The 16,813-nt window shown below is 67.7% G+C and carries 13 protein-coding genes and 2 tRNA genes; 13 read left to right on the forward strand and 2 right to left on the reverse strand.

Annotated elements, in window-relative coordinates; all coding sequences use genetic code 11:
- The 13 genes from NON22_RS09565 to NON22_RS09625 form a co-directional block, all read left to right on the forward strand.
- Nucleotides 1-351 (forward strand): riboflavin kinase (locus NON22_RS09565; RefSeq protein WP_257386707.1); only part of this gene is annotated, 351 nt, incomplete at its 5' end.
- 3 nt (nt 352-354) lie between these two features.
- Nucleotides 355-3,300, forward strand: a complete 2,946-nt coding sequence (ileS, locus tag NON22_RS09570) for an isoleucine--tRNA ligase (protein ID WP_257386708.1) — start codon at nt 355-357, stop codon at nt 3,298-3,300.
- Nucleotides 3,301-3,314: 14 nt separating this feature from the next.
- Complete coding sequence (gene lspA / locus NON22_RS09575) at nt 3,315-3,818, forward strand: signal peptidase II (protein ID WP_257386709.1); 504 nt, start codon at nt 3,315-3,317, stop codon at nt 3,816-3,818.
- Nucleotides 3,819-3,851: 33 nt separating this feature from the next.
- Complete coding sequence (ispH, locus tag NON22_RS09580; protein ID WP_257386710.1) at nt 3,852-4,802, forward strand: 4-hydroxy-3-methylbut-2-enyl diphosphate reductase; 951 nt, start codon at nt 3,852-3,854, stop codon at nt 4,800-4,802.
- A gap of 237 nt (nt 4,803-5,039) precedes the next feature.
- Nucleotides 5,040-5,615, forward strand: coding sequence for a GspH/FimT family pseudopilin (locus tag NON22_RS09585; protein ID WP_257386719.1), 576 nt, complete (start codon nt 5,040-5,042; stop codon nt 5,613-5,615).
- Between the two features lie 2 nt (nt 5,616-5,617).
- Nucleotides 5,618-6,133 carry a type IV pilus modification protein PilV gene (gene pilV, locus NON22_RS09590; RefSeq protein ID WP_257386711.1) on the forward strand — a complete coding sequence of 172 codons (516 nt, stop codon included), beginning with the start codon at nt 5,618-5,620 and terminating at the stop codon, nt 6,131-6,133.
- Nucleotides 6,130-7,524 carry a PilW family protein gene (locus NON22_RS09595; protein WP_257386712.1) on the forward strand — a complete coding sequence of 465 codons (1,395 nt, stop codon included), beginning with the start codon at nt 6,130-6,132 and terminating at the stop codon, nt 7,522-7,524. Before pilV ends, NON22_RS09595 begins: the two co-directional genes overlap by 4 nt.
- Nucleotides 7,525-7,538: 14 nt before the next feature.
- Entirely contained in the window at nt 7,539-8,228 is a 690-nt protein-coding gene (locus tag NON22_RS09600; protein WP_257386713.1) for a pilus assembly PilX family protein, read from the forward strand.
- A 49-nt stretch (nt 8,229-8,277) separates the two neighbouring features.
- Nucleotides 8,278-11,931 (forward strand): pilus assembly protein, encoded by a 3,654-nt coding sequence (locus tag NON22_RS09605; RefSeq protein ID WP_257386714.1) that lies wholly within the window; start codon nt 8,278-8,280, stop codon nt 11,929-11,931.
- Nucleotides 11,932-11,999: 68 nt separating this feature from the next.
- Nucleotides 12,000-12,446, forward strand: a complete 447-nt coding sequence (locus tag NON22_RS09610; protein ID WP_257386715.1) for a type IV pilin protein — start codon at nt 12,000-12,002, stop codon at nt 12,444-12,446.
- Between the two features lie 65 nt (nt 12,447-12,511).
- A tRNA-Thr gene (locus tag NON22_RS09615) sits at nt 12,512-12,587 on the forward strand.
- Nucleotides 12,588-12,637: 50 nt separating this feature from the next.
- Nucleotides 12,638-12,712: transfer RNA gene (locus NON22_RS09620), tRNA-Val, on the forward strand.
- A gap of 409 nt (nt 12,713-13,121) precedes the next feature.
- Nucleotides 13,122-13,508, forward strand: a complete 387-nt coding sequence (locus tag NON22_RS09625) for a DUF3060 domain-containing protein (protein ID WP_257386716.1) — start codon at nt 13,122-13,124, stop codon at nt 13,506-13,508.
- Between the two features lie 83 nt (nt 13,509-13,591).
- On the opposite strand, the gene cysK is transcribed toward NON22_RS09625, so the two are convergent.
- Complete coding sequence (gene cysK, locus NON22_RS09630; protein WP_257386717.1) at nt 13,592-14,551, reverse strand: cysteine synthase A; 960 nt, start codon at nt 14,549-14,551, stop codon at nt 13,592-13,594.
- Between the two features lie 278 nt (nt 14,552-14,829).
- On the reverse strand, nt 14,830-16,813 hold a 1,984-nt coding region (locus NON22_RS09635), incomplete at its 5' end, for a glycosyltransferase (RefSeq protein WP_306673734.1).

Raw genomic sequence — 16,813 nt, forward strand, 5'->3', positions numbered from 1 at the left:
GGCCGCCGGCTCGGCTATCCGACCGCGAACCTGCGCCTCGGCCGGCGCCTCGCGCCGCTGGCCGGCATCTTCGCGGTGCGCGTGAGCGGCGCCGGCCTGCGCGCCCATCCGGGCGTGGCCAGCCTCGGCGTGCGGCCTACCGTCGCCGGCACCGAGCCGCTGCTGGAAGCGCACCTGTTCGACTACGACGGCGACCTGTATGCGCGCCGCATAGAAGTGGAATTCGTCGCAAAGTTGCGCGACGAGGAAAAGTTCCCGGACCTGCCCAGCATGGTTCGGCAGATCGACGCTGACGCCGCCGCCGCGCGGCGCATCCTGGGCGCAACCGCGACTGCGGCCGCCGGAGCCTGAACCGTGACCATCGACTACAAGAACACGATCAACCTGCCCGAAACCTCGTTCGCGATGAAGGCCGACCTCGCCAAGCGCGAGCCGGCCATGCTGGCCGACTGGGAAGCGCGCGGCCGCTACCGGCAGATCCAGGAAAAGACCGCCGGGCGCCCGCGCGCGTTCGTGCTGCACGACGGTCCGCCGTATGCGAACGGCGTGATCCATCTCGGCCACGCGCTGAACAAGATCCTCAAGGACACGGTGGTCAAGTCCAAGCTCATGGCCGGCTACCGCTCGCCCTACGTGCCGGGCTGGGACTGCCATGGCCTGCCGATCGAGATCGCCGTCGAGAAGAAGATCGGCAAGGTCGGACAGAAGGTCGACGCCGTGACGTTCCGGCAGAAATGCCGCGAATACGCCAGCCAGCAGATCGACCTGCAGCGCACCGACTTCAAGCGCCTCGGCGTGCTCGGCGACTGGGACCACCCGTACCGCACGATGGATGCGACGTTCGAGGCCGACATGGTGCGCGCGCTCGCGACGATCTACTCGAACGGCCACGTCACGCGCGGCTTCAAGCCCGTGCACTGGTGCTTCGACTGCGGCTCGGCGCTGGCCGAGGCGGAGATCGAGTACGCCGACAAGACCTCGCCGGCGATCGACGTGGCCTACGACGTGGCCGACCCGGTCGCGGTGGCCGCCGCGTTCGGCGCGAGCGTGGATTCCGGCACGGTCGTGGCGATCCCGATCTGGACGACGACGCCGTGGACCCTGCCGGCGAGCCTCGCCGTGTCGCTCGGGCCCGAGCTCGACTACAGCCTGATCGAAGGTCCGGCGCGCGACGGCCGGCGCGTGCTGCTCGTCGTCGCGAGCGCGCTGGCCGACCGCTGCGCGCAGCGCTACGGCAGCGACGCCGACGGCCGTGCCGTCGTGCTCGGCCATGCGGCGGCCGGATCCGTGCTCGAGAACCGCCTGCTGCAGCATCCGTTCTACGAATTCCGCCAGGTGCCCGTGCTGCTCGGCGACCACGTGTCTGCCGAAGACGGCACCGGTGCCGTGCACACGGCGCCGGGTCACGGCGTCGAGGACTTCGCGGTCGGCCAGAAGTACGGGCTCATCGACAAGTTTTCGGCGGCCGAGCTCAATCCGGTCGGCGGCAACGGCGTCTACCTGCCGGGCACGCCGCTCGTCGAAGGGCAGTTCATCTGGAAGGCCAACGACACGATCGTCGAGCTGCTGGCCGGGCGCGGCAAGCTGCTCGCGTCGCTGAAGATCCAGCACAGCTATCCGCACTGCTGGCGGCACAAGACGCCGGTGGCGTTCCGCGCGACGCCGCAATGGTTCATCAGCATGGAGAAGGCCGGCCTGCGCGCCGACGCGCTGGCCGCGATCAGGGACGTGCGCTGGATCCCGGCCTGGGGCGAAGAGCGCATCACGAGCATGATCGCGAGCCGTCCCGACTGGTGCATCTCGCGCCAGCGCACCTGGGGCGTGCCGATCACCTTGCTCGTGGACAAGGCGACCCAGCTGCCGCATCCGCGCAGCGGCGCGCTGTTCGAGGTCATCGCGCAGCGCATCGCCGCGGGCGGCATCGACGCCTGGTATGCGCTCGACATCGCCGAGCTCATCGGCGACGAGGCCGCGCAGTACGAGAAGGTCACCGACGTACTCGACGTCTGGTTCGACTCGGGCGTGACCCATCGCGGCGTGCTGGCCGAGCGGCCGGAACTGCGCACCGACGGCCCCGACGACAAGGTCATGTACCTCGAAGGCTCGGACCAGCACCGCGGCTGGTTCCATTCCTCGCTGCTGACCGCGACGGCGATGTACCGGCATGCGCCCTACGACGAAGTGCTGACGCACGGCTTCACCGTCGACGAGCACGGCCGCAAGATGTCCAAGTCGCTCGGCAACGGCGTCGAGCCGCAGGACGTCATGAAGAACTACGGCGCCGACATCCTGCGTCTGTGGGTCGCCTCGACCGACTATCGCAACGAGATGTCGATGTCGAACGAGATCCTCAAGCGCGTCGCCGACGCCTACCGGCGCATCCGCAACACGGCGCGCTTCCTGCTCGGCAACCTGCACGGCTTCGACCCGGCCAGGGATCTGGTCGCCGTCGAGGATTCGCTGCTGCTCGACCAGTGGGCCGTGCAGCAGGCGCACGACGCGCAGCAGGCGATCCGCGCCGCCTACGAGCGCTACGACTTCCCCGAGATCGTGCAGCGCGTGCAGAACTTCTGCACCAACGAAATGGGCGCGCTGTATCTCGACATCACGAAGGACCGCCTCTACACGATGCCGACGGCCAGCCACGGCCGGCGTTCGGCGCAGAGCGCGATGTACCGCATCCTCGAGGCGCTCGTGCGCTGGCTCGCGCCTATCCTGAGCTTCACGGCCGAGGAGATCTGGGCCGCGATGCCGGGCGCGCGCGACGAGTCGGTGTTCTTCGAGACCTTCTACGAAGGCCTGGCGGCGACCCAGGGCTCGCCGCAGCAGCGGCAGTGGTGGAGCGACCTGCTCGCGATCCGTTCGGCCACGTCCAAGGTGCTCGAGGGCATGCGCGTGCTCGGCGTCATCGGCGCCTCGCTCGAGGCGGAAGTCACGCTCTACGTCGACGCCGACCAGCGCGAACGCTTCGCCGAGGTCGCCGACGAGCTGCGTTTCGGCTTCATCACCTCGACCCTGCAACTGGCCGCGCTGCGCGACCGGCCGGTCTACGACGTCGTCGCGGCCAAGCTCGGTTTCGAATCCTTCGTCGACGACGAGGCCGCGCCGACGACGCTCGCGGCCAAGGCCGACCTGCCCGAACACGAAGTCTGGATCGTGGCCAGGGCGAGCACGGCGGCCAAGTGCGTGCGCTGCTGGCACTACCGCAGCGATGTCGGCAGCCATGCGGCGCATCCGGAGCTCTGCGGCCGCTGCGTCGAGAACGTCGACGGCGGCGGCGAACGGCGGCGTTATTTCTGATGGCCGCGTCCGTCATGTCTGCGCCGCGCCGCACCGGCGCCCTGAACTGGCTGCTGCTGTCGGCGCTGCTGATCGCGCTGGACCAGTGGACCAAGCATCTCGTGCTGGCCCATTTGCAGGAAGGCGTGCCGGTCGCGGTGATTCCGGGGTTCCTGAACTGGATGCTCGCGTTCAACACCGGCGCCGCCTTCAGCTTCCTCGCCGATGCCGGCGGCTGGCAGCGCTGGGGCTTCAGCGTGCTGGCCGTCACGATCAGCCTGGTGCTGGCCGCCTGGCTCGCGCGCACGCCGCGGCGCGACTGGCTCACGGCGCTGCCGCTGGCCCTGGTCATCGGCGGGGCGATCGGCAATCTGATCGACCGGCTGCGCTTCGGCCATGTCGTCGATTTCGTCCAGGTCTACCACGGCGACTGGACGTTTCCGGCCTTCAACGTCGCCGATTCGGCGATTTCGGTCGGCGCGGTGCTGCTGGCGCTGGCCAGCCTGCGTAGTGGGAAAGCGGAGGGCGCAGGGCGATAATCGCGCTCTCCGCGCGACCGTGACCCCATTGCCATGGAAGTACTGCTAGCCAATCCCCGCGGTTTCTGCGCCGGCGTCGACCGTGCGATCGAGATCGTCGAGCGCGCGCTCGAAGTGTTCGGCGCGCCGATCTACGTGCGTCACGAAGTCGTGCACAACCGTTTCGTCGTCGACGGGCTGCGCGCGCGGGGCGCTGTGTTCGTCGACGAGCTGGACGAGGTGCCCGACGGCGCGACCGTGATCTTCAGTGCGCACGGCGTGTCCAAGGCCGTGCGCAGCGAGGCGGACCGGCGCGGCCTGCGCGTGTTCGACGCGACCTGTCCGCTCGTGACCAAGGTGCACATCGAAGTCTCCAGCCACTGCAAGGCCGGCCGCGACGTCGTGCTGATCGGCCATGCGGGCCATCCGGAAGTCGAGGGTACCCTGGGCCAGTGGATGAAGTCCGGCGCGGTGGGCGAGATCTACCTCGTCGAGACGCCCGAGGACGTCTCGAGGCTGCAGCCGCGCAATCCGGAACACATCGCCTACGTCACCCAGACCACCTTGTCGGTCGACGACACCAAGGCCGTCATCGACGCGCTGCGCAACCATTTTCCACAGATGCTCGGTCCGCGCCACGACGACATCTGCTATGCGACGCAGAACCGCCAGGATGCCGTGCGCGACCTCGGCCAGCAGTGCGATCTCGTGCTCGTCGTCGGTTCGGTCAGCAGCTCCAACTCCAACCGGCTGCGCGAGCTCGCCGAGAAGCAAGGCGTGCCGGCCTACCTGATCGACGGCGCCGACGACATCCGCGACGAATGGCTGCAGGGACGCCGGCGCGTCGGCGTCACGGCCGGCGCATCGGCGCCCGAGACCCTGGTCCGGGACGTGGTCATGCGGCTGCAGTCCTTCGGCGGCGGCGCCGTGCGCGAGCTCAGTGGCGCGGTCGAGACCATCACGTTCGCGCTGCCGCGCGAGCTGCGCATACAGCTGGTGTCCTGAGCCGCCGGCGGGCCCGGGAGGCCGCGCCGGTTTCCGCATCGGTGCGGTCCGGCGCGAAGTCCATGCCGTCGGCCGCCGGAACCAGCCGTTTCGGACCGGTGCGGATGCGGCCGCCGGTCCGCCCGCTCATCCGACGTTTCCTACCTCGCGCCTCGCTGAGTCTTGCCTGTACCGGCGCTGGCGAATAGCTTCCCGCCTCGGATAGTGTTGCGCTATTTCGTCTTGGCAGAGGGACTTATGACATTTCTCCAGCGGCGCGGCGGGCCTCCGGGTGGATTGCGGAGCGAACTCGGGTTTTCGTTGATCGAGCTGGTCATCACTCTGGCGGTGCTGAGCATCGGACTGGCGGTGGCGCTGCCTATGTTCCGCAGCGTCATCCGCAACACCGCCGTCTCCGGCCAGACCAACGATCTGGTCACCGCGCTGGCCATGGCGCGTTCCGAGGCGGTCCGCCGCGGGCTGCAGGTGGCCGTCGTCGCGGCCAGCGGCGGCAGCGACTGGAGCAGCGGCTGGCGCGTCGTCGCCGACGACAATCGCGACGGCAGCTTCGCGGGCGCCGACGAGGTGATCCAGCAGGGGCCGGCACTGGATCCCCAGTACCACATCTTCGCCAGGAACATCGCGGGCGGCAGCGACGCCAACATCGTCTTCAACATCAACGGCGCGGCTGCCTCGGCCTTCGACATCAACGTCTGCTATCCGACCGGCGAAGCCATCAAGTCGCGCCGCATCCAGGTGCGCGCGAGCGGCAACGTGTCGTCGTTCAAGGGCACGAGCGGATCGGCAGCCACGACCTGCCCGGCGGGGACCTGAACATGCAGCGCAAGAACCAAGGCTTCTCACTGCTCGAAGTGATGATCGCGCTGATCATCTTCAGCATCGGCGTGCTCGGCATGGCCGGCCTGCTGATGCTGTCGGTACGCACCAACCACAGCGCCTATCTGCGCAGCCAGGCGGGTTTCCTGGCCCAGGGCATGGCCGACCGCATGCGCCTGAACATGCCGGCGCTGTGGACCGATGCCTACAACCTCTCCTATCCGGTCAGCGGCACCCTGCCGGCCTGCACGGTGGCCACGCCCTGCACGGTCGCGAACATCGTCACCCGCGACAGCATCGCCTGGAGCAATTCGCTGACTCAGCTGCTGCCGGCGCCGACCGCGACCATCGCCTGCCAGCTCAATCCGGGCGCCATCGTCCCGTCAGCGCGCGAAATCACTAATCGGGCGCCGTACAACGGCCTCTGCAACATTACGATTACCTGGTCCGAGTCCTCGCTCAACCGCGGCGCCGGCGCAAATTTCCAGACATTCGCCTGGGTGTTCCAGCCATGATCGAGACGCTCCGTCACTCTCGCCGCGCCGCGCCGCACGCGGCTCCGGCCGCACAGCGCGGCCTGTCCCTCATCGAACTCATGGTCGCGATGCTGCTCGGCCTGCTCGTCAGCGCCGGCATCGTCGCGCTGTTCTCGGCGACGAGCCAGACCAGCCGGGTGCAGACGGCGATGAGCCGCATCCAGGAGAACGGCCGCTTCGCGATGTCGCGCGTGGAAGCCGATCTGCGCATGGCCGGCGCGATATTCCGCCAGTCCACGGCGGCGAGTTCGAAGAGCTGGACGCGCGCGGCGGAATCCGCGTTGCTGTCGCGCAACACGATACAGGTCAATGCGAGCCCGAATCCGGCGATGCCGCCGACGGGGAATCCGGTGCTGCGCGATCTCGGCACGGAAACCGGCCGGCTGGCCGAGTGGCCGGCTCCGGCCATGTACCCCTTGAGCGCGTCGTTCTTCGTCCGCGGCTACGAATGCAGCACGGGCACCTGCGTCCCGGCGGTTCCTTCCGGCGCCAACGGCATTCCGGCCGCGGGCGCGGCAGTCGGCAATCGCGTCGTCGGCTCCGACGTGCTCACGGTGAAGTACACCCGCGGCACCGGCTGGCTGTACACGGTCACATCGCCGGTGAACTCCAGCGGCTACAACGTCACCCTGGCCGTGGATACGACCAGCGGCGACGGCACCTTCAATTTCGCGAACGACGATCTGGTGCTCCTGTCCCAGTGCGGCAGTTCGCCGCCGATGCTCTTTCAGGCGACGGTCGCCGGCAACGTGCTGACGGCCAAGGCCGGCACCCTGCTCGACGCGACGAAGTTCAAACCCACCAACGGCGATCTCACCTGCGACGCGCGCGTGTTCAATTTCACGCGGGACTTCGTCACGGTCAGCTACTGGCTGCAGCTGGTCGCCGACCCCAATCCGGGCGCGACGGCGGGCCGGCTGATTCCGACCCTGATGCGTTCGGAAAACGGTGTCGCGCAGGAGCTCGTGCAAGGCGTGGAGCGGCTCGACTTCCTCTACGGCGCGGCGATGCAGACCAACGGCGGCCTGGCCTATCTGACGGCGAATCAGGTGAGCTCCAACAGCAATCTCGCCAATTGTCCCAAGCCGTCCCCGGCATTCGAGTCGGGCGTCGGCGTCAACATCGACATCTGGCGCGAGCCGGACTGCCTCTGGCGGGCGCTGCGCTCGATCGAAGCGCATGCATTGTTCAACACGGTCGACGACGTCGGCGCGATGGCGACGCAGGACATGGCGTACTGGTACAGCGTCGACGGGGGAACGGGACCCGCCGCGCCCGGCACGTCGATGCCGGTCACGGGACTGGCCCCCGGACGCATGATGCGGCGCGAGTTCGTTTCCCTCGTGTCGATACGTAACGGCAGCAACTGAAAGGCGATGCTTATATGAGCCTGTCCACTCGGGTTTCGAACCATTCCGGCGCGGCACGGCAACGCGGGGCCGTACTGTTCGTTGCGCTGGTATTCCTGATCCTGCTGACCTTGCTCGGACTCGCCGCGTCCGGCAATTCGGTGCTGCAGGAACGCATGACCGGTGGCGTGCGCAACCGTCAGCTGGCCATGCTCGGCTCGGAAAGCGCCGCGCGCTGGGGCGAGACCATGATCTGGAATGCGCCGCGCTCGGCGAACTATTCCACCGGCGGCATGGTTTTCCCGAGCTGTCTCGGCACCGGCGTGCCGCAGCCCTGCGTCTGGGATCAGGCCGGTGTCGCCGCGCATTCCACCTATCGCCGCAGCATCGTCGATCCATTCCGTTCGCAGCGCGGCTGGCCCACGGCGGGCTCGATCAGCTACACCCCGGCGTTGAGCGGCCTGACCGGCACGCTGGAAACGGCGTCGATCGCCGCGCAGCCGCGGCTGATGTTCGAGGATCTCGGATTCGACCACGGCGGCGACATGGCGACCGGGCGCATGGGCGGGGCGATCGAGCAGGAACGCGGCGGCAGCACGCGTCCGCTGCGCCACCTGTACCGCATAACCGCGCGCAGTCAGGGCGGCAACGGCGAGGCAGCGGTGCGCGTGACCGAGGTCGTCTATTCGGCCTACAGCACCGGCGGTTCGTTCACGAGCAACTGAGCGCTTTCCACCCCTTGTTCGCATTTGGCAACACCGTAAGGACTTAGCTATGAACCTGCGTACCCGCCTGATCTCCTTGCGCTGGCTCGGAACCGGATTCGCGTTGTGCCTTTGCGCCGTGCAGCCGCAGGACGCCAGGGCCTGGACCACCGATCTGCTCGCGGCCCCGCCCGAACTGACGGTCGCCGTGGCGCCGAATCTCGTGCTGACCTTCGACGACTCGGGTTCGATGGCCAACGACTACATGCCGGACCAGCGCCCGTATGACAACGGAGGCTGGGGCAACCCCTTCAAATGCGCCGGCGTCATCGATCCGAACATCACTGCGGCGCAAGCCACTGCGGCCGGGGCCACGGACGACACGAAAGCCCGTTATCGCTCGATGAACGGCGTCTACTTCAATCCGAACAACGCGTACGACCCGCCGATCGAAGGCGATCTGACGGACAGTCCGTCGATGCCGGACATGGTCTGGCCGACGGCCCGTAAGAACGGCATCGCGCACTACCGTACGTCGAATCCGAACACCGGCCTCGGCTCGATCGACGCGACGACGACCAGTTTCTGCGGCAAGACCGGCGCCGGCTACTACCGCTACAAGACCACGTCGCCGGTACTGGTGCTCGATGCGAACGGCAAGATCACGAACACGAGCGCGCTGTACAACTCGGCCAACTGGGAATGGATCAGCCTGACCGGCACGACGGCGGCCCTGCCCGCCGGCGTCACCTTGGCCGAAGCGCGCCAGCGCTTCGTGAATTGGTATGCCTACTATCGCACGCGTCAGTACGCGGCGATTTCCGCCGTGTCGCATGCCTACCGCTCGTTCGGCTCGGAAGTGCGCGTGGCCTGGCAGAACATCAACTCGAACCTGATCACCGGCACGACGGAAATCCGTCCGTTCGAGCTGCAGCCGACCAGCGGCGGCATCCGCCAGCGCTTCTACAACTGGCTGTTCAACATTCCGGCCAGCGGCGGCACGCCGAACCGCGGCGCGGTAAAGCGCGTCGGCAGTTTCTTCCAGCGCTCCAGCGGCACGTACACGAACCCGTACTGGGATCCCGAGCTCAACAAGGAGCTCGTCTGTCGGCAGAACTTCCATATCCAGATGACGGACGGTCTCTGGAACGGCGACAGCGGCATCACCACGCCCGGCACGGACACGGTCGCGAAGGTGCTGCCCGACGGCGTCAACTACACCATCGGCACCGACTACAACGACATCTACTCGAACGAGCCCGGCAACACCGTCGCGACGATGGCCGACCTCGCGTTCTACTATTGGTCTACGCCGCTGCGGACGACGGGTCTGTTTGCCGGCGCGGGCGGTCTGAAAGTGCCGCCCTATCTGCCGGACCAGTCGACCAATCTGTTCGGACCGCCACTGCCCAACGGTGCCGACCCGCTGGCCAACAACGAAATCTACTGGAACCCGGCCAACGATCCGGCGCGCTGGCCGCATCTCGTCCAGTTCATGATCGGCTTCGGCGCTTCCGGCACCCTGCAGAACGATGCGTCCACCTATGCGAAGCTGCGTGGTTCGAGTGCGACGCCGGCATCGATCCAGTGGCCGGTACCGAACGAAGGCACCGACGATGGCCGCAAGATCGACGACATGTGGCATGCGGCGATCAACAGCCGCGGCAAGTTCTTCGTGTCCAACAGCCCGGCCGAGCTTGCCGAAGCCCTGGTCGACATCGTCAGCAGCATCACCGCACGCCGCGCGACGTCGACGGCGGCCACGGTGTCGCTGCCGATCGTGACGGCGAGCACCGAAGGGTTCCGCGCGAGCTTCGACACCTCGGACTGGTCGGGTACGGTCGTCAAGAACCCGGTCAATCCGGCTACCGGCGAAGTCACGACGACGACCACGGTCTGGGATGCCGGCGCGCTGTTGACGGCACGCACGCCAGCCAGTCGTTCGATCTTCACCTGGGATCCGGTGGCGAGTCCCAAGCGCGGCATTCCGCTGCTGTGGGGCAGCCTCAACAGCACGCAGCAGGCGGCGTTCAACAACAACCCGGCGACGATCGCCGTCGACAACGACGGCCTCGGTTCGCAGCGCGTCGACTATCTGCGCGGCGACCGCACGCGCGAGACGGCGGCGCCGTTCATGCGTCGCCGCACGTCGCTGATGGGCGCGATCATCAATTCGCAGCCGACCTATGTGTCGGGACCGATCGGCCTGTTCCAGGACGTGTTCCCGGGCGGCAGCCCCGAGGCGTCGGGAACGACCTATGCCGATTTCTCGGCGTCGATCCGCATCCGTCCGCCTACCGTCTACGTCGGGTCGAACGACGGCATGGTGCATGCGATCGAAGCGTCCACCGGCCGCGAACGCTTCGCCTACATGCCGAACATGCTGATCACTAACGGCAAGGCGACCGAGTACACGAACTCCAACCACGGCCAGCTGATTCCGGGTGTCGACTCGACCCTGCGCGCGCAGGACGTGTTCATCGGCGGCCGCTGGCGCACCGTGCTCGTCGGCTCGATGCGTCTCGGCGCGCGCGGCGTGTTCGCGCTGGACATCACCGACCCGACGACGTTCGGCGCGGCGAACGTGCTCTGGGAGTACACCAACCAATCGACCGGCGGCGCCTCGCTGGGATACACCTACGATTCGGCCAACATCGCGCGCTTGAGCAACGGCAAGTGGGTCGTGCTCGTGTCCAGCGGCTATTTCCCGACCACGAACCCCGACCCGCGCGGCGTGGCCGACCCGGCCAGCACCGACGTGAACAAGGACAAGACCTCGCTGCTCGTGCTCGATCTCGAAACCGGCACCAAGATCGCCGAGATCCAGACGGCCTCGGCGCCGCAGGGCGTGCCGCTGAGCTTCGGTCTGTCCACGCCGGGCATCTATGACCTGAACGGCGACCAGATCGACGACGTTGCGGTGGCCGGCGATCTCGTCGGCAACCTGTTCCGCTTCGACCTGAGCAACCCGAATCCGGCGCAGTGGAAAGTCGACCTGATGTTCAAGACCTACACGACGACGCCGACCCAGGTCGACGACACGACCCTGCCGCGCCAGCCGATCACGGCCATGCCGGTGGCGCTGCATGACACGGCGCGCAACGGCGACCCGATCTGGGTGTTCGGCACCGGCAAGTACCTCGGCAAGGAAGACCGCACGGCGACGGGCATTGCCTCGAACGTCGGGCCGCAGGCGGTCTACGGCATACGCGACTACGGCACGGCGTCGACGAACTACCCGATGCTGCCGTCGCAGCTCACGGCGCGCGTACTGACTCAGTCGGCCACAGCGCGCACGGTGACCGGCGGTCTCGTGACCCTCGCCGAGCGCGGCTGGAAGATCCCGCTGAACGTCGCTGCGGAGCCGGGCGAGCGCGTCGTGTTCACCGCCAAGCCGATCTACGATCTGAATATCATCGTCGTCAACACCCTGATTCCGGGCGGCAGCGATCCCTGCACGCCGGGCTTCCGCGGCGCGTCGCTGGTTCTTCAGGGCGATACGGGCATACCGCCGTCGGATCCCTCCGCGTCTCCGACGGTCAGTCCGGGACCGATCATCACGCCGCCTCCGCCGATCCCGCTTCCGCTGCCGTGCGAAGGCAGCGAAGAATGCCGGAACCCGACGCCGCGCCTGGTCAACGGTGAATTCAAACTGCCGGGCATGAGCTTCCCGCCGCCGCCGGCGGCCCGCGGCTCCTGGCGTGAACTGCTGGAAATTCTCTGATCTCCGATCGATCGCCTGAAACCGACGCGCGCCCCTGACCGGGCGCGCGTCTTCACTGGGGAAGCACGATGTACAAACGCAGCAAGTCGGGCGGTTTCACCCTGCTGGAACTCATGATCGTCGTCGTCATCATCGCGATGCTCGCGTCGTTCGCCATGCCGGCTTATCAGCGCTATTCGCAGCGCGCGCGCCGCGCCGACGGCAAGGAGCTGCTGATGCGCGTCGCCGCGGCGCAGGAGCGCTACTACACGAACTTCAACCGCTATGCGGTCAACCCGCTGACGGGCGCGACGAGCCTCGGCCTGAGCTCGCTGACCTCCGAGCGCGGCTATTACACGATCAGCTCCGCCAACGGCGCGACCGGCAACACGCAGAGCTACGTGCTGTCCGCGATTCCGGTTCCCGGCGGGCCCCAGGCCGCCGACCAATGCGGCACGCTGACGGTCAACAATACCGGCGTGAAGACGCCGGCCGCCAACGCGATGCCGCAGAACTCCAACGGCGCCTGCTGGTAAGACCGGGTTCCTCGGCGACGCTTGTCGTACTCCGAGGCCGTCGCTATAATCGCGCGCTCGGTTTCGCCGACGTAGCTCAGTTGGTAGAGCAACTGATTCGTAATCAGTAGGTCGGAGGTTCGACTCCTCTCGTCGGCACCAGTTACAGCGTTTGACCAGGCGTGCCGGCTCCGTTAGAGTCCGGCCCCCTCGGGCGGTTAGCTCAGCGGTAGAGCACTGCTTTCACACGGCAGGGGTCACAAGTTCGAAACTTGTACCGCCCACCAATTCCTTCGCGAATTCGCACCAGGGCCCGGGAAACCGGGCCTTCGTCGTTTCAGGCCTCCGATCGGGCGTCGAGCGGGAACGTCGATGCGACGGCGAGAAAGTCCAGCAGCCGGCCCGTGGGACCCGAGTGCGCGCCGCGTGGCGATCCGCCGATCTCGAAAAACAGTGCGCTTCACCGGTGCGATGGGCGCGTCGCGCAGTTATGGATTCATGGCGTACGGCTCCCCCGGTAGAGCCTGCCTCGCGTCGTGGCCGTCACTGGTTCCTGGTCGCGCGACGGCAGTGTGCTTCGCGGCGCCGCCGCTGAACGGCGGAATTCTGCCGCTCGGCACGCGGGCCGGCGCCGACTAGCTGCCCAGCGATGACCCCACACTATACTGCCGGCGGATTTCGACCCTGGGGTTAGCCATGTCCTTGCTACTGCGCACCAGTCTGCTGCTCGTTCTCGGCGTACTGCCGTTCGCCGTGCCGGCCGCGAAGAATGACCAGTCCGTTGCGGCCGATCCGGGCCACGCGATGACCGTCTCCCAGGAAGGCTCGGATGTCGTGCATTTCTGCGCCGAACTCGAAGACGTGAGTTTCATCGGCAGCAACAACCGCATCGAAGCGAACGGACCCTGCCGCTCGGTCAGCATCGTCGGTTCGAGCAATGCCGCCATCCTGAGCATTCCGCCGGAAAAGATTTCGGTCAACGGCAACGACAACCGGATCAACTGGATTGCGGCCGACCGGGCCAAGCCGATCGCTTCGGTCAACGGCCGCGGCAACGTCGTCGAGGTACAGAAGGACCAGTAAGACCGGCGCTGTTCCGCGCGCCGGTCCCGATCGCCAAACGGCTCCGCCTTTGCGGAGCCGTTTGCGTTTGCGGCGCCGGAACTTCAGCCCGGCAAGCTGGCGAGCCACTCGTCGTCCGAGCCTTCGTTGACGCCTTCGAACAGGAACGTCGACAGGTAGCGTTCGCCGGTGTCGGGCAGCATCGCGAGAATGACCTGTCCGGGCTTGGCCGTGCGGGCGACCTCGAGCGCCGCGGCGAAGGTGCCGCCGGCGGAGATGCCGCAGAAGATGCCTTCCTCGGCGGCCAGGCGGCGCGCCGTGTCGCGCGCGAGCACGTCGTCGACCGCGACGATGCGATGAGCGACCTCGCGCTTGAGCACGGCCGGCACGAAGTCCGGCGTCCAGCCCTGGATCTTGTGAGGCTTCCATTCGGCGCCGGCCAGCAGCGAGGCGCCGGAAGGCTCGGTCACGACGATTTCCACCTCGGGCCGCGCGAGGCGGATCATTTCGCCGGCGCCGGTCAAGGTACCGCCGGTGCCCCAGCCCGTGACGAAGGTGTCGAGCCGGCGGCCGGCGAAGTCCTGCAGGATTTCCGGTCCCGTCGTGTTGCGGTGATAAGCCGGATTGGCCTCGTTCTCGAACTGGCGCGCGAGGAACGCGCCATGCTTCGCGGCGAATTCCTCGGCGCGCTGGACCATGCCGCTGCCGCGTTCGGCCGCCGGCGTCAGGATCACCTTCGCGCCGAGCGCGCGCATGATCTTGCGCCGCTCGATCGAGAAGGTCTCGACCATGAACGAGACGAACTGATAGCCCTTGGCCGCGCAGACCATGGCCAGCGCGATGCCGGTATTGCCCGAGGTCGCCTCGACGATCATTTGCCCGGGCTTCAGCAGGCCCTTGGCTTCGGCGTCGAGCACGATGGCCAGGGCGAGCCGGTCCTTGACCGACGACATCGGATTGAAGGCTTCGAGCTTGACGTACATCTCCACGCCGGCCGGTGCGAGACGGTTGATGCGTACGATGGGCGTGCGGCCGACGGTGTCGAGGATGCTGGCATGGATCATGGCAGTGCGCTCCCGGTGAGTGGCGCCAGCCTACCAGGATGCCGAGGAACGGGCTTTGCCTGCTCCTGATCGAACGGCGCAAGCGATGCTCGCTCACGTTCTCCGGGAATCAATCGTCTGCGCGATCGACTCTCGTGCGATCTCTGCCGGGGCGATCCATTGTCGGACTCAGCCATCAGGACCAATCGCCCCGGCAGACCGTTCCCGACAGCTTTCCGGGGCAGGTCGAGGTGCGCGGCGCCGCCTTCGCGGCGGCGCCCGCTCCGGCCCGGCGCACTTCAGTCGAGGATGCGCGCGAGCGACTTCTTGGCCGCGTCGAACGAGAAGTGCCGCTCGACGTTCGCCAGGCCGTTGGCCGACAGCGCGGCCCAGAGCGGTGCATCGCCGTAGAGGCGCACGACGGCGGCGGCGAACGCTTCCGCATCGGCCGCGACGAGCACGTCGCTGCCGGTTTCGATGTGCATGCCTTCGACCGCGGCCGGCGTCGCGACGACCGGCAGGCCGTAGCTCATGGCCATGTTGACCTTGCCCTTGACGCCGGCGCCGTAGCGCAGCGGCGCGACCGAGACGCGGCAGCCGTCCATGTAGGGTTCGAGGTCGGCGACGAAGCCGTGCAGCACGAAATCGTCGGCGGCGAATTCGCGCAGCGACTCGGGCACCGGCTGGCCGATCACGTGCAGGCGCACACCGGGCAGGCTCTCGCGCAGCCGCGGCAGGATCTCGCGCGCGAACCAGAGCATCGCGTCCTCGTTCGGCGGATGCTGGAAACTGCCGACGAAGACGAGGTCCGCGCGTTCGGCGAAATCGCGGCGGCAGCCGTAGACCTCGTGCACGTTGGACAGGATTTCCACGCGCGCCTGCGGCAGCTCGCGAGCGAGCAGGGTCTGCTCGACCGGGCTGACGACCAGGGTCGCGTCGCATTCGCGGATCAGCTTGAGCTCCTGCGCGCGCGTGCGTTCGGCCTTGCGGCGCAGCTCGTCGCTGCCTTCGAGCTCGGCGGCGCGCTGCTCGCGCAGGTAGTGCAGGTCCACCGTATCGAAGATGAGCCGGGCCTGCGGCGCGTACAGCCGCGCGAGGCCGAGATAGTTGATCGCGATGTAGTGGCGCGACAGCAGGATCGCGTCAAATTCGCCGCCGCGCTGGCGGAACAGACGGATCGGGTCGTTCATCTGCGGCGCGTACAGCACCTCGACACCGAGCGCCTGCAGCGCCGGCGTATAGCCGTCCACATAGAGACGATTGTCTGCGAAGAACGTGACCTGCCAGCCCAGCGCGCGCAGCAGGCGCATGAGATTGACCATGCGCAGCGAGCCCGAGTCCTGGTCCGGCGTCGGCGTGCAGGCGTCGACGATCAGCAGGCGCCTGTCGCGGCGAAACGTGGCCGCGCGCGGTGCCTGGGCCGCGTCGTGGATCGGCGCCGGCTGCAGGGCGAGCGCGCTTTCCCATTTGGCCAGGAACTTCTCGCGGTTGACGACCTGGTAGCGCTTGGTGCCGCTGCCGGTGTCGGTGCCGGCCGTGATGCCCTCGAAATGGATCACGGTGGACTGGGGCTCGTAATAGACCTTGAGCCCGGCCGCGCGCACGGCGAAGGCCAGGTCGGTGTCTTCGTAATAGGCCGGCGCATAGCGCGCGTCGAACCCGCCTAGCGATTCGAACAGGCTGCGGCGCAGCAGTATCGCGGCGCCCGAGCAGTAGTCGGCTTCGCGGCGGAAGTTGTAGCGCGGATCGGCCGGATCGTCGAAACGTCCATAGTTCCAGCCCGAGCCGTCGCGAAACACGATGCCGCCGGCCTCCTGCAGGCGGCCGTCCGGATACACGAGCTTGGCGCCGACGAGGCCCGCGTCGGGCTCTTCGGCGAAGCAGCGCAGCAGCGCCTCGAGCCAGCCCGGCGTGACCACGGTGTCGTTGTTGAGGAACAGCACGAAGTCGCCGCGCGCGGCCGCGGCACCGGCATTGCAGGAGCCGACGAAGCCGAGGTTCTGCGCATTGCGGATCACGCGCAGGCCGTCGACGTCGGCGAGGCGCTGCTGCGTCTCGTCGCCGGAGCAGTCGTCGACGACGATGACCTCGAACGTGGCCGTGCCCGCGTGCCGCGCGAGCGACTGCAGGCAGGCGAGGGTGTAGGCGATCTTGTTGTAGACCGGGATCACGATCGAGACCTGCGGCTGCGCCGCGGCAGGCAGCACGATGTCGTCGTAGGCCTGCACGTCCGCCGGCGCGCCGGCCACGGCAACCGCCGGCGGCCGGCTGTGGCGCAGTTCG

Origin of the sequence: Tahibacter caeni, from assembly GCF_024609805.1 — a bacterium.
Classification (GTDB): Bacteria; Pseudomonadota; Gammaproteobacteria; order Xanthomonadales; family Rhodanobacteraceae; genus Tahibacter; species Tahibacter caeni.

What these genes read in the sequence shown, in the direction of transcription:
- NON22_RS09625 (WP_257386716.1), top strand. Translation starts at nt 13,122, where the DNA reads ATGTCCTTGCTACTGCGCACCAGTCTGCTGCTCGTTCTCGGCGTACTG.
- cysK (WP_257386717.1), bottom strand. Translation starts at nt 14,551, where the DNA reads ATGATCCATGCCAGCATCCTCGACACCGTCGGCCGCACGCCCATCGTA.
- ispH (WP_257386710.1), top strand. Translation starts at nt 3,852, where the DNA reads ATGGAAGTACTGCTAGCCAATCCCCGCGGTTTCTGCGCCGGCGTCGAC.
- NON22_RS09585 (WP_257386719.1), top strand. Translation starts at nt 5,040, where the DNA reads ATGACATTTCTCCAGCGGCGCGGCGGGCCTCCGGGTGGATTGCGGAGC.
- NON22_RS09600 (WP_257386713.1), top strand. Translation starts at nt 7,539, where the DNA reads ATGAGCCTGTCCACTCGGGTTTCGAACCATTCCGGCGCGGCACGGCAA.
- pilV (WP_257386711.1), top strand. Translation starts at nt 5,618, where the DNA reads ATGCAGCGCAAGAACCAAGGCTTCTCACTGCTCGAAGTGATGATCGCG.
- NON22_RS09610 (WP_257386715.1), top strand. Translation starts at nt 12,000, where the DNA reads ATGTACAAACGCAGCAAGTCGGGCGGTTTCACCCTGCTGGAACTCATG.
- NON22_RS09595 (WP_257386712.1), top strand. Translation starts at nt 6,130, where the DNA reads ATGATCGAGACGCTCCGTCACTCTCGCCGCGCCGCGCCGCACGCGGCT.
- NON22_RS09605 (WP_257386714.1), top strand. Translation starts at nt 8,278, where the DNA reads ATGAACCTGCGTACCCGCCTGATCTCCTTGCGCTGGCTCGGAACCGGA.
- lspA (WP_257386709.1), top strand. Translation starts at nt 3,315, where the DNA reads ATGTCTGCGCCGCGCCGCACCGGCGCCCTGAACTGGCTGCTGCTGTCG.